Origin of the sequence: Streptomyces sp. NPDC127595 (assembly GCF_042671685.1) — a bacterium.
In the GTDB taxonomy this organism is placed as follows: Bacteria; Actinomycetota; Actinomycetes; order Streptomycetales; family Streptomycetaceae; genus Streptomyces.
Genome location: NZ_JBHXWK010000004.1, coordinates 312,838 through 328,159, shown reverse-complemented (window position 1 = coordinate 328,159; position 15,322 = coordinate 312,838). Strand labels below are relative to the sequence as shown.

Genomic DNA, 15,322 nt, shown 5'->3' with positions numbered 1-15,322 from the left:
GAGGAGACGTCATGAACGGACTTGCAGTCCGGGCCGCAGAAGAGGGGACGTCATGAGCGGACTCGCCGTCCGGGCCGCGGCGGCGGTGCGCTCGCCGCAGGGCCGGGCACCGGGCGGCAGCCCGGCCGCGCTCGACTACTACCGCGACCTGCTCACTCCCTTCGGTGAGAAGCCGGACGAGGAGCTGCTGAGCCGCGGCTCGCACGTCCACCACCGGGACCTCGCGGACCTGCTCGTGGCCGACGACGGTGTCGGCGGGAGCCGGCCGGAGCTGCTGATCGTCACCCACGCCCTTCCGGACGTGGTGCCGTTCACCGCCGTCTCGCCCTACCTGACCGACCGCCTCGGCGGCCGTGCGGCCAACTTCGCGATCGGCCAACAGGGCCTGGCCGCACCTTTCACCGCGCTGCGGATCGCCTCGGCGTACCACCGGGCTGGGCGGGCCGCGGAGGTCGTGCTGGCGGTGCTGGAACAGACCACGCTGCCGACGGCCTTCCCGCTGGTCCAGGAGACCCCGCTGGTCGACTCGGCCGCGGCGCTGGTCCTCGGGGACTCGGCCGAGGCCGGCCTGCGGTTCGTCCGGGCGCACTCGGCCGGTTCGACGGCAGCCGTCCTCGGCGAGGGCGCTGCGGGCCGGGACCTCGGGGAGGACGGCACGCTGCTGGTGCTCGGCCCCTGGGTCACCGAGGACATCCCGGAGCGCACCGCGGTGCACCGGGTGGCCCCGGGCAGCTACTGCACCAGCCTCTGGCTGGAGCTGGCCGACCACTGGCAGGAGTGGCAGCAGACCTACCGGCGGATCGTGCTGTGCGACACCGACCCGCTCTCCGGCCGCAGTCACGCGGCGCTCTTCGCGAACGGGGAGGGGTAACTCCGCGGGGGCCGGTCGCGGCGGGCGGGCCGAACTCGCCCCGAGGGCCGAGGCGTTCTCAGCCGACCACGACCACGACCACGACCGCCACCGCGTGACCGCTACCGCGCGGGCGCCTCCGCGTGACCTCCACCGCACGTCCGCCCCCGCGCGGGCGCCCGGTCGGAGACGCATGCGGGCCGGCCGTACGCACTGGGCCCGGGCGGCCAGCCGGTTCGCCGCGTTCGGTCCCGCTGCGACAGACATCGGACGAGGTAATCGAAGGGAAGGTGGGAAGACGATGACCACGGCTGAGGCGCGGACCATCAGGCTGGACTCCGCGAGGGCCGGGACCGGCCCGGCGACCTGGGGGCAGCGGGCGATCTGGGGGGTCGTCACCCGGCTCGGAGACGACGCCCCCCGGTACAACCTGCCGGTCGACCTCCCCGTATCGCCACCCCGCCCGGTGTCCCGCGTACTGGCGGACCTGACGGAGCTGCTGCTGCTCCACGACAGCCTGCACACCAGGTTCCTGCCGACCGGCGAGGACGGTCTGGAGCAGGTCGTCGACGGCAGCGGCGAGCTTCCGGTCGAGATCCGGACGTGCTCGGCCGAGCAGGCTCCGGAAGTCAGCGCCGGTCTGCTCAAGGAGCTGGCCGGGCGCTCCTTCGACCACACACGGGAGTGGCCCCTGAGGGTCGGCCTGGTGGAGAGCGAAGGCTTGGTCCACCGGCTGGTGCTGGCCGGGGCGCACACCGGTATGGACTACTGGGGTCTTGGCCGGCTGCTCCGCGACCTGGAGTCGATCGAAGCGGGGGAGACCGCCGAGTCGCTGCGCCTGGCACGCCCCGCACTTCAGCCCCTGGAGGGTGCCGAGCTCCAGGCATCGCCGCTCGGCCGGCGCCGGGACGAGGCGGCCCGCCGCTACTGGATCGAGCAACTGACCTCGGGACCCCGGCAGATATTCCTCCGCCCCGCGGCGCCGGAACTCGCGGCCGATCCGAACCGGCTGTTCCCCAACGCGCTGCTCCGCTCGCCCGCGCTCGCGATCGCCGTCGGGAAGGTGGCGGCGGAACTCGAGGTGAGCGACGCCGCGGTGCTGCTGGGCGCGGTCTCCCACCAGTTGGCCAGGATGTCCGGGAGCAGCGACGTGCTGTTCCAGGTGGTGGTGGGCAACCGCTTCCAGCCGGCCGCCGCCGCGGCGGTGAGCACTGTGGCACAGGAGGCCCTGTTCCGACTCACGGACGCGGACCGGGACTTCGCGGACGCGGTACGGCGGACCCGGTCCGTCGCGTTCAGCGCGTTCCGGCACGCCGCGTACGACAAGTGGGCGCTCGACCGTGAGGTGGCGCAACTGGTCGAGAAGGGCGAGGCGGCCGACCACTCGTACTGGTGGAACGACACCCGCGACCCCGGCGTCGGGCCGTTCGACACCGTCGAGAAACCACGGGCCGCGCTGGGCGAGCTGATCGGCCGGACCGAGCTGACCTGGCCGACGCAGTTCCCGGCCCGTAAGAACGTCTCGATGGCGGTGGACGCGCTGACCGCCCCGGGCGCCCTGGACCTCGCCATGACCGCCGACCCGGCGGTCATCAGCCGCGAGGGGATGGAGCAGTTCCTTCGCGGGGTCGAGCGGCTGGTCGTCGCCGAGGCGATCGCTCTGGGGGACTGATGAGCAAGCGATACGCGGGAATCGCCTGGACGGGCGAGGGCTACCGGGTCGAGATACTGGACGGCGTGGGGCACCGGGTGGTGGAGCCGAGCGGCTGGGGCGGCGCCCAGGTCGCCGAACTCATCGCCTGGCTACGGGACTTGGAAGACGGGGCGCCGGCCGTGGTCCTGGACAGTACCAACGGCCTCCTCGACGGCCCGATGACCGCGGCCGGTCTGGAGGTGTACCGCGCGGATCCCTGGCTGCTGCCGCCGCGGCCACGGTTCGGCTCCGTCCCGGCCGGACAGCTGGCGGAGCAGGCCCGGGCCGCGCCCGGCGCGCTGGCCCGGGTGACCGCCGAGGGAGGCACCCTCACCGGCCGCGCCGAGGAGTACTTCGAAGGCGTGCGGCGCGGCGAGCCGATCCTGGCGGCGCTGACAGCGGCGGGCCGCTGCTTCGAGCACGGCCGCCGGGACACCCCACGGGTCGCGCTCACCTTCGACGACGGACCCGACCCGGTGCACACCCGCCAGGTGCTGGAGATCCTGGACCGCTACGGAGCCCGGGCCACCTTTTTCTGCGTGGGTCACCATGTCGCCGCACTGCCCGACCTGGTACGCCGGATCGCCGCGGCCGGCCACGAGGTGGGCAACCACTCCTGGTCGCACCCCTTCCTGTTCGACCTGACGCCGGACCAACTGCGCGAGCAGATCGACCGTACGGCGGAGGTGGTGGACCGGGTGACCGGCACGGCTCCGACCCGGTTCCGGCCGCCGTACGGCGCCCTGAGCCCCGAGGTGCTGGACGCCCTTGAGGGCCATGCGACCAGCCTGACGATGTGGGACGTGGACACCCGCGACTGGTCGAGGCCGGGGCCGGAGCGGATCGCCGCGACCGTCCTGGAGGCCGCCGGACCCGGCTCGGTGGTGCTGATGCACGAGGGCGCCGGCGATCGCGGCCAGACCGTGCAGGCCCTTCCGTCGATCGTCGAGGGCCTGCTCGAACGCGGCCTGGAACTGGTCCCCGTGGCGGAACTGCCCGCACCCACCGGCACCGACGGCACCGACGGCACCGACGGCACCGACGGCACCGACGGCACCGACGGCACCGACGGCGCGGACGGGACCGACGGAACGGACGGAACGGACGGCACGCGGTCGCTCGACCGATGACGATCACGATCAACGACCGAAGGACTGAAGGACTATGGAAGAACGCTTGGCGGATCACCCGGCGGCGGTGGCGTCCCCGCAGACGAAGGACGGGCCCGGCGGGGCGCCCTCGCCGGGGGAGCCGGCGATCTGGTCCCGTAACTTCCGGTACTACTTCGTCGCCCGCAGCGCGGGTCTGCTCAGCTGGGCCATGCTGCCGGTCGCGGTCGCGGCGGGTCTGCTCAGCGGCGGGTACGGCCTGAGCACCGCGGGATACTCGATGGCCTTCCTGGTCGCCCCGTTCGCCGGCCTGGTCCTGTTCGGCGGGGTGCTCGCCGACCGGTTCACCGCCCGCCGGATGATGATCATCGCGGATCTGGCCAACCTCACCGCCCACGTGCTGCTCGCCCTCCTCTTCATCCATGGCATCGACCATCTCTGGCAGCTCTACGGGCTGTTGGTGGTGGCCGGTACCGCCAACGCGCTGTTCCAGCCGGGCGCCTCCTCCACCGTCCCGCTGGTGTCCCGGGACGTGCAGGGCGCCAACGGGGTGCTGCGCACGTCCGAGGCGATCACCGGCCTCGGCGGCCCGGCACTGGCCGGCACCCTGGTCGGGTTCGGGTCCACCGGCTGGGTGATGGTGATCTCCGCCGTCGCCTACGGGACCAGTGCGATCTGCCTGTTCGCGCTCCGGCTCGGAGTGGTGCCCGCCCCGCCCGCCGGCGAGAGCCTGTGGCGCAACCTCGTGGTCGGCTGGCAGGAGTTCCGCTCCCGCAGCTGGCTCTGGGGCGTCATCCTGATCTGGATGTTCTACGCGGTGCTCTCCTGGGGCCCGCAGCTCTCGGTGGCCGCCGGCGTCATCGTGCCGGAGCACGGCGCGAGCGCCTTCGGCCTGGTCAATGCCGCGTTGGGCGCCGGCACCGTCGCCGGTGGTCTGCTGGCGATCCGCTACAAGCCCGAACGGCCGCTCGCCGCCGGGGCCGTGGCGATGATGGCCTACCCGCTCTACCCGCTGGGCATCGTGCTCGGCTGGCCGGTCTGGATGCTCGCCGCCGCCCAGGTCGCGGTCGGGGTCGGGATCGGCGTCTGGGGCGTCATGTGGGCCACGAGCGTCCAGACCCAGGTGCCGGGCGAGGTACTCAACCGCGTCCACGCCTACGAGGTCGCGGGCTCCGTCGGTATGTATCCGATCGGCAGCGCGCTGGCCGGCCCCGCCGTCGACGCGTTCGGCACCGACGAGGTGCTCATGGTGGGAGTCGTCGTCGCCTTCCTCACCGCCGCCGCCCTCCTGGCCGCCCGTCCGATCCGCAGCCTGCGCCGGGCACCGGAGCGCGCCTGAATGACACCGGACCGGACCGGGGCCGACCCGCAGAAACCGATGGTCGGCCCCGGATGCCCTCGCTCCTCGGTCCGGGCCGGGGCCGGCCTTTGGGCAAGCCGACGGCTGGTCCTGGATGCTCTCGGTCTCCTCGGTCCGGGCGGGGGCCGGCCTTTGGGCAAGCCGACGGCCGGCCCTGGATGCTCTCGGTCTCCTCGGTCCGGGCCGGGGCCGACCCTTCGGCAAGCCGACGGCCGGCCCTGGATGCTCTCGGTCTCGTCGATCCGGAGGTCGGCCTTGCCCGAGCGCACCCGGCCGTCCGCACCCTGGCCATCCGTGCGCGACCGACCGCCACCACTGCCCGCCGAGGTGTCCCGATGAGCGCGTCGACGGTGCGGTGGGAAACACGGCTGCGCACGGCAGCCGAGGGCGTGCACTACCTGGTCGCCCGGAACGAGGAGATCCTGGAGACGCTGCCCGTCGCAGCGATGGACCAGGCGGCGGCTTCGGACCTGCCGCCGTGGCGCGCCGTGGAGCACGCCGCTTCACGGACCCTGCTGCGGGCCCTGCTCCGGGAGATCGGCGAGGACATCCGGGCCGGGCCCGTCGCCGCACGCCGGAGTGGCCGGCCGTACCTGCCCGACCGTCCCGGCCTGGGCGTGAGCCTCTCGCACTCCTCCGGCTGGGCCGCCGCGGCCGTCGGCCGGGACCGCGACGTCGGTATCGACGTACAGATCCCGTCCCGCGTCAGCGACCGGATGCTGCGGTTCTGCTGCTCGCCCGAAGACGCCGAAACCCTGGCCCTCCTGCCCGAGGACAGGCGCCGGCGTGAGTTCGCCTGGATCTTCACCGCCAAGGAGGCCTGCGTGAAGGCCGTCGGCACGGGCCTCTCCGGCCGCCCCTGGATCGTCCCGGTGACCCTCGGACAGCGGACCGGCCACTGGGAGCACGTCCACTGGTCCGCCCCTCGCCACCGCCGGCCGGTACCGCTCAGCTGCGCCTGGACGGAGCGGCCGGCCCGGGACGGAGAAAGCGAAGCCTGAAGCCTGCGCCGGCCGGCATCAGGCAGTGGGTTGCCTTGATGACGAGGGTGACCAGGGCGTGACCGTCCCCCCCACCGGCAAGGCCCTGGCTCACCGTGCGTGTCAGGCCGAGGTGCTGCTGCGCCGGGCGTAGGCGCGGGCGGCGCGGGCGCGGTCGCCGCAGCGGGTGGAGCACCAGTGGCGCCGTCCGTGGGTGCGCAGGAGGAACCGGTCGCAGGGTGCGGACCCGCAGGCGGCGAGGAGTTCGGCGTCGGGGCCGGTGAGCAGGTCGGCGGCGTCGGCGGCGAGGGTCGCCAGGGCATGGTTGACGGCCTGGTCGGTGGGGTGGGCCTGGATTCGGTGCAGCCCCTGTGCTCCGTCCCAGGCGAGGAGGGGCGCGGTGGGGGCGGCCTTGAGTGCCTCGTTCGCTGCCGCGAGAGATTCCTGAGGTGGGGCGGTGCCGTCGACGCGGGCCGCGAACAGGGCCCGCACATGGCCGCGGAGGGTCCGCATCCGCTGTGCGCACACCTCGTACAGCCGCACGTCGGGCGAGGTCAGGTCGTGGGTGGCGAGCCAGCGCATCGCGGATTCCGGGGTGTCGAGCAGGTCGTAGCTCTGGCCGGCGGCCAGGGTCGAGGCGGTGTCGGCGAAGTCCAGGGAGCGGTAGCGGTCGGCACCCGGAGCCGGGGGGAGGACGGTCCGTGTGATGTCGGCAGCGGCGGCGGTCTCTTTCACGTCCTCATGGTATCGCTTGCATTTTTCCGTGATGCCCACCTAGTCTGACGTCACGGAAAATACGGAACTTGTCCGTGAGAAACGAGGTTTTGGCATGTCCCAGCACGGCGCCGCTCAGTTCCCGGTCCGCGTCCTCGGAGGCCCCACCGCCCTCTTCGAGTACGGCGGCCTGCACTTCCTGACCGACCCGACCTTCGACGGCCCCGGTGACTACCACGCGCCCGGCCCGACGCTGACCAAGACCGCCCCCTCCATCGCCACCCCCGCTGACCTGGGCCCCCTCGACGTGGTCCTGCTCTCGCACGATCAGCACGCCGACAACCTCGACACCTCCGGTCGCGCCCTGCTTGCCGACGTCCCGCTCGTCCTCACCACGCCTGGCGGTGGCAAGCGCCTTGGTGCGAAGGCCAAGGGCCTGGCCGACTGGGAGTCCGTCGAGCTGGACCGGCCCGGCGGCGGCACGATCACCGTCACCGGCGTCCCCGCCGTCCACGGGCCGGGTCCGCGCGAGGAGGTCGAGCCGCTCACCGGACAGGTCGTCGGTTTCGTCCTGGCCGGCGAGGGTCTGCCCACGGTCTACGTCAGTGGTGACAATGCCTCCCTCGAAGCGGTCGGGGAGATCGCCGAGCGGTTCTCCCCGGTGGACACCGCCCTCCTCTTCGCCGGAGCCCCCCGATTCCCCGTGCTTTTCGACGGCGGACTGCTCGTTCTGGACAGCGCCCAGGCCGCCCGGGCCACCCGGATTCTCGGCGCCCGCCGAGTCGTTCCCGTCCATCACGACAGCTGGGCCCACTTCACCGAGGGCCGCGACGAGCTGGAGGCCGCTTTCGCCGCCGCCGGTCTGACCGACCGTCTGGACCGTGACTGGATCCAGCGAGCCTGAGCTGAGGGATCTGCCGGGGATCCGGGGGATCCGGGGATCCCCGGCAGATCCGGGGATTCCGGGGGTGCGGGGTCGTTTAGCGGATGCGGGAACAATTCGCACGGCCATCTCGTCAGAATCGCACCATCGGGTGATCTGATTAGTTGCCGGTAGGCGAGATCGCGGGCGGGATTCCGACGCTCTCCCCGGCCCTTCGCTTACGTAATGCATATGCTCTGAGCTGCGCATATTCTTGATCATTCGCCCCGGTGGTGGGGGGTGATGCCATGCTCCTGATTCCGTCGGATGGGCCCACGTGGGCCTCTTGTTAAACAGACTGTAAGCCTCGTCGTTGGATCAGGGGGTGATATACCTCTGGGCGATGGGGGCGCGGGAATCGGGGGATCCGCGTATACGCGGTTGCATTCACTTCTGGCACGGTCGTGTCCGCAAGTAGGCAATTCTGCGCAATTTCTATCACTATCTGATCGAAATCTGATCCACTGCTATACCGTGCCGCACCGAACTGCGGCGCCGGGGGGAGTTCATCATGCGTCGCATGCTGTGGAAAGCCGGTGTGTGCGGCAGCGCTGCCGCGCTCACACTCGTCACCTCGCCCATAGCGGCGAGAGCGGCCACGCTGGAGCCGAGGATCGACCTGAAGGTGCTCGTCGTCGATGACGGAGGTCCCGCCACCGGGGCCATCACCGCCGAACTCGACTCGGCGGGTACCCCGTACACCAGGGTCGACCTCGCCGACAGCGGGCGGCCGCAGATCAACGCCACCTTCCTCAGCGACACCGTCAGCGGCCGGCCCAGGGCCAAGTACCAGGCCGTCGTACTGCCGAACGACAACCCGTTCGGAGCCGGCTCCGCCGAGATGACGGCCCTCGCGACCTTCGAGCGGACCTTCGGCATCCGGCAGGCCGACGCCTACACCTACGCCAGGCCCGAGGTCGGCCTGAACTACGCGCAGGCGCCCGGGTACATCGGCTCGCTCGACGGCGCCACCGCCCAGGTGACGTCCGCCGGAAAGGCCGGCCCCTTCGGCTACCTCGACGGGAACGTCCCCTTCGAGGACAACGCGCCCGACGTGTCCGAGAGTTACGGCTATCTGGCCGTGCCGCTCGCCCAACAGCAGGCCGGGGCCACGTTCACCAGTTATGTGGACGCCCCGATCCCGGGCAGCTCCGCGCGCGGCTCGCTCGTCGGCGAGTACGCCCACGACGGGCGCCGGGAACTGGTCGTCAACTTCGTCTACAACCAGTACCAGGAGCAGTACCGGCTGCTCAGCCGGGGCATCGTCGAGTGGCTGACCCAAGGCATCCACCTGGGCGCCGACCGCAACTACTTCGCGGTCCACGTCGACGACGTCCTCCTCGGCGACGACCGGTGGAACACCTCGCTCAACTGCACCCCGGGAGACGTGGACTGCGCCCCGGGCGGGGGTGCCACCCCCGACCCGATCCGGATGACGGCCGCGGACGCCCAGTACGTCAAGCAGTGGTCCGCCGCCCACGGGCTCACCCTGGACATGGTGTTCAACGGCGGCGGCAGCGAGGACTACAAGGCGGAACACGGCGGCGCCGACCCGACGGCGGCCCAGCTCATCGCCGACAAGAGCGCCTTCCGCTGGGTCAACCACACCTACCTGCACCCGTTCCTGGGCTGCGTCCAGGACGTCAGCGTGGTGCCGTGGAAGTGCTCCACCGACGCGAGCGGAAAGATCCAGTGGGTCAGCCAGGCCGACATCACCTCGCAGATCACCCAGAACCGTACCTGGGCGAGCGGCAAGGGCCTCGCCCTCGACAACACGGAACTGGTCACCGGTGAGCACTCCGGGATGAAGGTGCTGCCACAGCAGCCCGCTGACAACCCCAACCTGGGCCCGTCCCTGACCGCCACCGGGGTGAAGTGGCTGGCCAGCGACAACTCCCGGGACCCGCAGCAGCGCCAGATCGGCTCCGCCCTCACCGCGCCGCGCTTCCCGATGAACGTCTACTACAACGTGGGCCGCGCGACCGAGGAAGTGGACGAGTACAACTTCATCTACACCAGCAGGGCCGACGGCGGCAGCGGCGTCTGCGAGGGCTCCTCGACCACCACCTGCCTGAGCGCTCCGCTGGACCCCCAGACCGGCTACACGTCGTACATCGTCCCCCTGGAGAGCCGCATCGCCCTCGGGCACGCGCTCTCCAACGACCCCCGGCCGGTGTACATGCATCAGTCGAACCTCGCCGAGGACCGCATCGCCTACCCGGTGCTGGACAAGATCCTGGGCGACTACACCAGCCTCTACGCCGCCAACACCCCGCTGGTCAATCTGCGGCTGAAGGACATCGGGACCGAGCTCAAGTACCGCGCCGCCTGGACCGCCGCAGTGAAGAACAACCAGGTCACCGCCTATCGGATCGGCAACACGGTCACCATCAGCTCGCCGAGCGGTACCCAGACCGGCGCGACGATGCCCGCCGGCACCGTCCAGAAGCAGCTGATCGGCAGCACCGCCTTCGGCACGGAATACGCCGGTCAGCTGTCCGGCTGGACCACCCCCGGCCTGCTGCAGGCCTCGGTCACCCTGCAACTGACCACGCAGGCCACGCCCGCGGTTCCCGCCGTCACCGGCACCGCGAAGGCAGCCGCACCGGCGCCCGCGCTGCGTGTGCCCAGCGGTGTGGCCGACCCCGTCCCGGCAGGTCCCGGCGACACCGTCCGTCGCAAGCGCTGACCGTGACCAGCGGGCGCGACCAGCACGGCGGGCACCACCGTCCCAGCGGGCCGAACAGGCACAACAGGACACGGGGACACAGGGATACGGGACCTTGGCAGGGACAGAACGCACCATGTCGGCATTCAGGGACACACCGCCGTTCGGCATCGCCAGGGCCGGCGCGGCCATCGACACCGGCGCGACCCGCGTCACCATGCTCACCGAGGGCACCTACCCGCACAGCCACGGCGGAGTGAGCGTCTGGTGCGACCAGCTCATCCACGGCATGCCCGACGTGGACTTCCAGGTACTCGCGGTCACGAGTGACGGCCGCGAGCCCCTCACCTGGGAGACGCCCGCGCACGTCAGCAAGGTGGTCTCCATACCCACTTGGGGACCGACGCCGACCGGCCGCGCACCGCGTGGCCGACGGCTGCGGGGCTTCCTCGACACCTACGAGATGTTCCTGCTGGCCCTCCTCGATCCTGGTCCCGGTCCCGGCTCCTACATCGGCCCCAGCACCCTGGAGCGCTTCTCCGCAGGGCTGTACGCCCTCGCGGCACGGGCCCGGTACGGGGAACTGACGGCGGCACTGCGCACCGAGGAGGCGCTACGCACCCTGGCCGCCGTCTGGAACCGTCGGGGCATACCCACCCGTGCCGCCCGGCCGACCATGCACGACGTACTGACCGCGACCGACCTGCTGGAACACGCCCTGCGCCCGCTGGCGGCCGACCCACCAGGGCACGGCATCACCCACGCCGTCAGCGGCGGACTCGCGGCCCTCCCCGGACTGCTGGCCCGGCACCTGCACGGCACGCCCCTGCTGCTCACCGAACACGGCGTCTACCTGCGTGAGCGCTACCTCGGTTACGTCGCCGGCGGCTACCGCTGGCCGGTGAAGGCACTGCTGCTCGGCTTCTTCCGGCTGCTGGCACAGGAGACCTACGCCCGCGCCGCGCTCGTCACGCCGGGAAACCACTACAACCGACGCTGGGAGGAACGTGGCGGCACCGCACCCGACAAGATCCGTACCGTCTACAACGGCGTGGACCCCGGGGCCTTTCCTCCCGCCGGTCCGGAACCGGAGACCCCCACGCTGGCCTGGGCGGGGCGGGTCGATCCCATCAAGGACCTGGAAACGCTGATCCGGGCCTTCGCCCTGGTACGCCGGGAGATTCCCCAGGCGCGGTTGCGGCTGTTCGGCGGCACACCCAGTGGCGGCCAGGCCTACCGAGAACGCTGCCAGGCTCTCAGCCGGGAGCTGGGCATCGCCGAGGCGGTGGTCTTCGAGGGCCGGGTGGAGGACATCCGCGACGCCTACGCGGCGGGCACCGTGGTCATGCTCTCCAGCATCAGTGAGGGCTTCCCCTTCACTCTCATCGAGGCCATGTCCTGCGGCCGGGCCACCGTCTCCACCGACGTCGGCGGGGTTCGCGAGGCGGTGGGCGACGCCGGACTCGTCGTACCACCGCGCGAACCTGAGGCGATGGCACGGGCAGCCCTGGAACTGCTGCGCGCGCCGGCCCGCCGGGCCCGGATGGGCGAGGCCGCACGGCTGAGGGTCATCGAACAGTTCACGCTCCGGCACACCATCGACTCCTTCCGGGAGATCTACGGCGCGCTGGCAGCGGGCGAGTACCGGACGCGCCCGGCCGAGGACCCGGCGCCGCGCGCCCGACTGGCCGGAGGTGAGTGGTGACCCGGTACGGCGACGACCGAACCGTATTGCTGCGCCTGCCGACCCCGCCGCAGCGGCCGGCCTGGGCCGACGACCCGCTCGACGAGCTCGCCGAACGGCTGTCGGACGTGTGCGGGGCCGCCGTCCACCCGGACGAGATAGCGGCGGTGCTGGAGGCCGACGGACTGACGCACGAACAGATCACCACCCGCTACTCGCGACGAGACCTGTTCGCTGTCGCCGAGGAGCTGTACGCCAGGGTGCCGCGCCGTTTCCCGGACCCCGGACCGGGGTCCGACCCGTGGCGGGCCGGCCCGCGGCGGTGCCTGCTGCGCGGGATGCTCTTCGGCCTGCCGGGGCTGGCCTACCTCCTGGGCGCGGGGCTGCTGCCCGGCCGGGTCGCCGGGCTCGCCGCCTCGGCACTCGTGGCCTGGGCCTGGAACCAGGCACTGGCCCACCGCGCCTATGTACGGCTCGCCTCGGGCGGCCCGCGGGCGGCCGCGCGGTGCCTGCTGCTCGGGGCTCCGGCCGGAGTGACGGCAGCGACGGCGGCCGCACTGGCCGTCTCGGGGGCGGGCGCCGTCTCGGCCTTCGCGGCGGGAGAGGCGCTCTACCTGGCGGCGGCCACGGCGCTGCTCGTTCTGGGACGCGAACAGCACCTGCTGATCGCGCTCCTGCCGACGGCGGCCGGGGCGGCCTGCATACCGCTGTGGCGCCCCGGCCCGGCGACGGTCGCCGTACTGCTGCTGGCCACCGTCGCAGCGGCGGCACTGTCGGCGGTACGGGAGATCGTACGGTCGCTGCGCACCACAGGCTCCGCGGCGCTGAGCACCGCCCGGCTCACCGCCTCCGTCCCGTACGGCCTGTTCGGCCTGGCCGGCGGGGCGCTGACGCTGATGGCCCCGGCGGCGGGCAGGCCCGCCGCCGTCGTGCTGACGCTGAGCATGGGCGTGGCCGAGTGGCTGCTCTACCGCTACCGGAGCCTGACACTCACCGCTCTGCGGCACAGCCGGACCCCCCGGGGTTTCCGGCTCCGGGCGGCCGGCGTGCTCGCCCTGTGCCTGACCGCGTACCTCGCGGTGCTCGCCGCCCCGGCACTGGTCACCGGGGTGCCGACGCTGCCGCTGCTGTCCCTCGGCGCGGCGCTCTGGGTCGCCCTGCTGCTCCAGGCGGCCGGAATCGCCTGGCCGTCCGCCGTGGCCTGCCTCGCCGCCGCCGTGGCCGAGACGGCCCTGTCGGGCGGGGCATACCGGACCCCGGCTCTGCTCAGCCCGGCGACCGCCGAATTGGCGGCCTGCGGCTGCGCGACTGCGGTGCTCCTGGCGGTCGCGTACACCCGGATGGGCAGCATCACGGCCCACCGCTGACCAGACCCCGGCAACCGGTAGTCCTGCGACGCCCTGGCCCTACATCCGGCACAGGCAGTAACCCCGGTAACGCCGTGACCCCATGCGGGCCCGACCGATCCAGATTCATCAGGCCGACCGATTCAGATTCAGATCTCATCAGAGGAGACAGACCCGTGACCGAATCCGGACCCGTAGCCGTCACCGGAGCGGAGGGCTTCATCGGCTCGCACCTGGTCGAGGCGCTCGTCGCCGCCGGGCACCGGGTGCGCGCGATGGCCCAGTACAACTCCTTCTCCTCCTACGGCTGGCTGGAGACCCTGCCGCAGGACGTGATGGACAGTGTCGAGGTCGTCCTCGGCGACGTACGCGACCCCGGCTCGGTGGACCGGCTGCTGACCGGCACGGAGGCCGTCTACCACCTGGCGGCGCTGATCGCGATCCCGTACTCCTACCAGGCCCCGCACAGTTACGTGGACACCAACGTCACCGGCACCCTCAACATCCTGGAGACGGTCCGCCGTCTCGACATCCCGCGCCTGGTGCACACCTCCACCAGCGAGACGTACGGCACGGCCCAGACGGTGCCGATCACCGAGGACCACCCGATCAACACCCAGTCCCCGTACGCGGCTTCGAAGGCGGGCGGTGACCGGCTGGCCGACAGCTACCACGCGAGCTTCGGCACCCAGGTGGTCACCCTGCGGCCGTTCAACACCTTCGGGCCGCGCCAGTCCATGCGGGCGGTGATCCCGACCGTGATCGGGCAGGTCGCGGCCGGGGAACGGACCCCCACCCTGGGCGATCTGCGGCCCACCCGGGACTTCACCTTCGCCAAGGACACCGCGCAGGCGTTCCTCGCGGTGGGCACCGCGCCCGCCGAGGCCGTCGTGGGCAGGACGTTCAACGCCGGTACGGGCGGCGAGATCTCGGTCGGTGACCTGGTCACCCTGATCGGCAAGCTGATGGCAGCCGACCTGGAGGTCCGCGAGGACGCGCAGCGCATCCGCCCCGCCGGATCGGAGGTGATGCGGCTGGTCTGCGACGCCTCCCGGCTGCGCGCCGCCACCGGCTGGGCGCCCGCCCACAGCCTCGAAGAGGGTCTGGAGGCGACCATCGGCTTCTTCCGCGACCCGGCGAACCTCGCCCGCTACAAGACGAACGTCTACAACATCTGACGACTCGTCCCATGCCGCGCCGACGGCCGACCGGCCGACCGTCGACCGACCACTCGACCAACCAACCAACCAACCGACCGACCGACCGACAAAGGAGTCCGCCATGCACGCAGTCATCCTGGCCGGAGGCAAGGGTGTCCGGCTGCGGCCGTACACCACCGCCCTGCCCAAGCCGCTCGTACCCATCGGCGACCAGCACGCGATCCTGGAGATCGTGATGCGACAGCTCGCCAACTCGGGATTCACCAGTTGCACCATCGCCATCGGGCACCTCGGCCACATCATCCGGGCCTACGTCGGCGACGGCTCCCAGTGGGGTATGCGCGTCGACTACTCGACCGAGGACAGCCCGTTGGGCACCATGGGCCCGCTGCTGACCATGCTCGACCGGCTGCCCGAACACTTCCTCGTCATGAACGGCGACATCCTCACCGACCTCGACTTCGGCGCCGTACTGCGCGGTCACCAGGACGACGGCGCGCCGCTCACCATCGCCACGTACTGCCGCAAGGTCAGGATCGACTTCGGCGTTCTCACCACCGACAGCAGGCAGGTCGTCGGTTTCACCGAGAAGCCGACCCTGGACTACCGGGTGTCCATGGGCGTCTACGGGCTCTCCCGGTCCACCCTGGACGGCTACATCCCTGGACTGCCGCTCGGCTTCGACGAACTGGTCCTTGACCTGCTGCGCGCCGAAACCCCGCCCGCCGCCTACGAGTTCGACGGCTACTGGCTGGACATCGGCCGCCCGGACGACTACGACCGGGCGAACGCCGAGTTCTCCACCTACCGCGACCTGCTGCTGAAGGGAGCGTGAC

At 71.7% G+C, this 15,322-nt stretch carries 12 protein-coding genes; 11 read left to right on the top strand and 1 reads right to left on the bottom strand.

Translation table 11 applies throughout. From position 1 onward, the window contains the following. Window positions 1–52: 52 nt before the first annotated feature. From ACFVKT_RS15630 to ACFVKT_RS15610, 5 genes are all read left to right on the top strand, one after another. Window positions 53–871 carry a hypothetical protein gene (locus tag ACFVKT_RS15630; RefSeq protein ID WP_385731604.1) on the top strand — a complete coding sequence of 273 codons (819 nt, stop codon included), beginning with the start codon at window positions 53–55 and terminating at the stop codon, window positions 869–871. Window positions 872–1,151: 280 nt separating this feature from the next. After that, window positions 1,152–2,522, top strand: coding sequence for a condensation domain-containing protein (locus ACFVKT_RS15625; protein ID WP_385731602.1), 1,371 nt, complete (start codon window positions 1,152–1,154; stop codon window positions 2,520–2,522). After that, window positions 2,522–3,673: a polysaccharide deacetylase family protein gene (locus ACFVKT_RS15620; protein ID WP_385731601.1), complete on the top strand. Its 1,152-nt coding sequence runs from the start codon at window positions 2,522–2,524 to the stop codon at window positions 3,671–3,673. The genes ACFVKT_RS15625 and ACFVKT_RS15620 overlap by 1 nt, the downstream gene beginning before the upstream one ends. Window positions 3,674–3,707: 34 nt before the next feature. Next, window positions 3,708–4,991 carry an MFS transporter gene (locus ACFVKT_RS15615; RefSeq protein WP_385731599.1) on the top strand — a complete coding sequence of 428 codons (1,284 nt, stop codon included), beginning with the start codon at window positions 3,708–3,710 and terminating at the stop codon, window positions 4,989–4,991. 356 nt (window positions 4,992–5,347) lie between these two features. Beyond that, entirely contained in the window at window positions 5,348–6,013 is a 666-nt protein-coding gene (locus ACFVKT_RS15610; RefSeq protein WP_385731597.1) for a 4'-phosphopantetheinyl transferase family protein, read from the top strand. Window positions 6,014–6,115: 102 nt separating this feature from the next. On the opposite strand, the gene ACFVKT_RS15605 is transcribed toward ACFVKT_RS15610, so the two are convergent. Continuing rightward, on the bottom strand, window positions 6,116–6,727 hold the full coding sequence (locus ACFVKT_RS15605) for an ABATE domain-containing protein (RefSeq protein ID WP_385731595.1): 612 nt from the start codon (window positions 6,725–6,727) through the stop codon (window positions 6,116–6,118). A 94-nt stretch (window positions 6,728–6,821) separates the two neighbouring features. Between ACFVKT_RS15605 and ACFVKT_RS15600 the strand changes: the two genes are divergently transcribed. From ACFVKT_RS15600 to ACFVKT_RS15575, 6 genes are all read left to right on the top strand, one after another. After that, entirely contained in the window at window positions 6,822–7,610 is a 789-nt protein-coding gene (locus tag ACFVKT_RS15600) for an MBL fold metallo-hydrolase (RefSeq protein ID WP_385731591.1), read from the top strand. Window positions 7,611–8,139: 529 nt separating this feature from the next. Beyond that, window positions 8,140–10,317 (top strand): hypothetical protein, encoded by a 2,178-nt coding sequence (locus ACFVKT_RS15595; RefSeq protein WP_385731589.1) that lies wholly within the window; start codon window positions 8,140–8,142, stop codon window positions 10,315–10,317. A gap of 115 nt (window positions 10,318–10,432) precedes the next feature. Continuing rightward, entirely contained in the window at window positions 10,433–12,001 is a 1,569-nt protein-coding gene (pelF, locus tag ACFVKT_RS15590) for a GT4 family glycosyltransferase PelF (protein ID WP_385731586.1), read from the top strand. Beyond that, a complete protein-coding gene (locus ACFVKT_RS15585) occupies window positions 11,998–13,347 on the top strand; it encodes a hypothetical protein (RefSeq protein WP_385731584.1) in 1,350 nt (449 codons plus the stop codon). Before pelF ends, ACFVKT_RS15585 begins: the two co-directional genes overlap by 4 nt. Before the next feature lie 155 nt (window positions 13,348–13,502). After that, on the top strand, window positions 13,503–14,504 hold the full coding sequence (locus tag ACFVKT_RS15580; RefSeq protein ID WP_385731582.1) for an SDR family NAD(P)-dependent oxidoreductase: 1,002 nt from the start codon (window positions 13,503–13,505) through the stop codon (window positions 14,502–14,504). Window positions 14,505–14,607: 103 nt separating this feature from the next. Continuing rightward, the gene (locus ACFVKT_RS15575; protein WP_385731580.1) at window positions 14,608–15,321 is read left to right on the top strand and encodes an NDP-sugar synthase; all 714 of its coding nucleotides are present in this window, start codon (window positions 14,608–14,610) and stop codon (window positions 15,319–15,321) included. Window position 15,322: the final 1 nt, after the last annotated feature.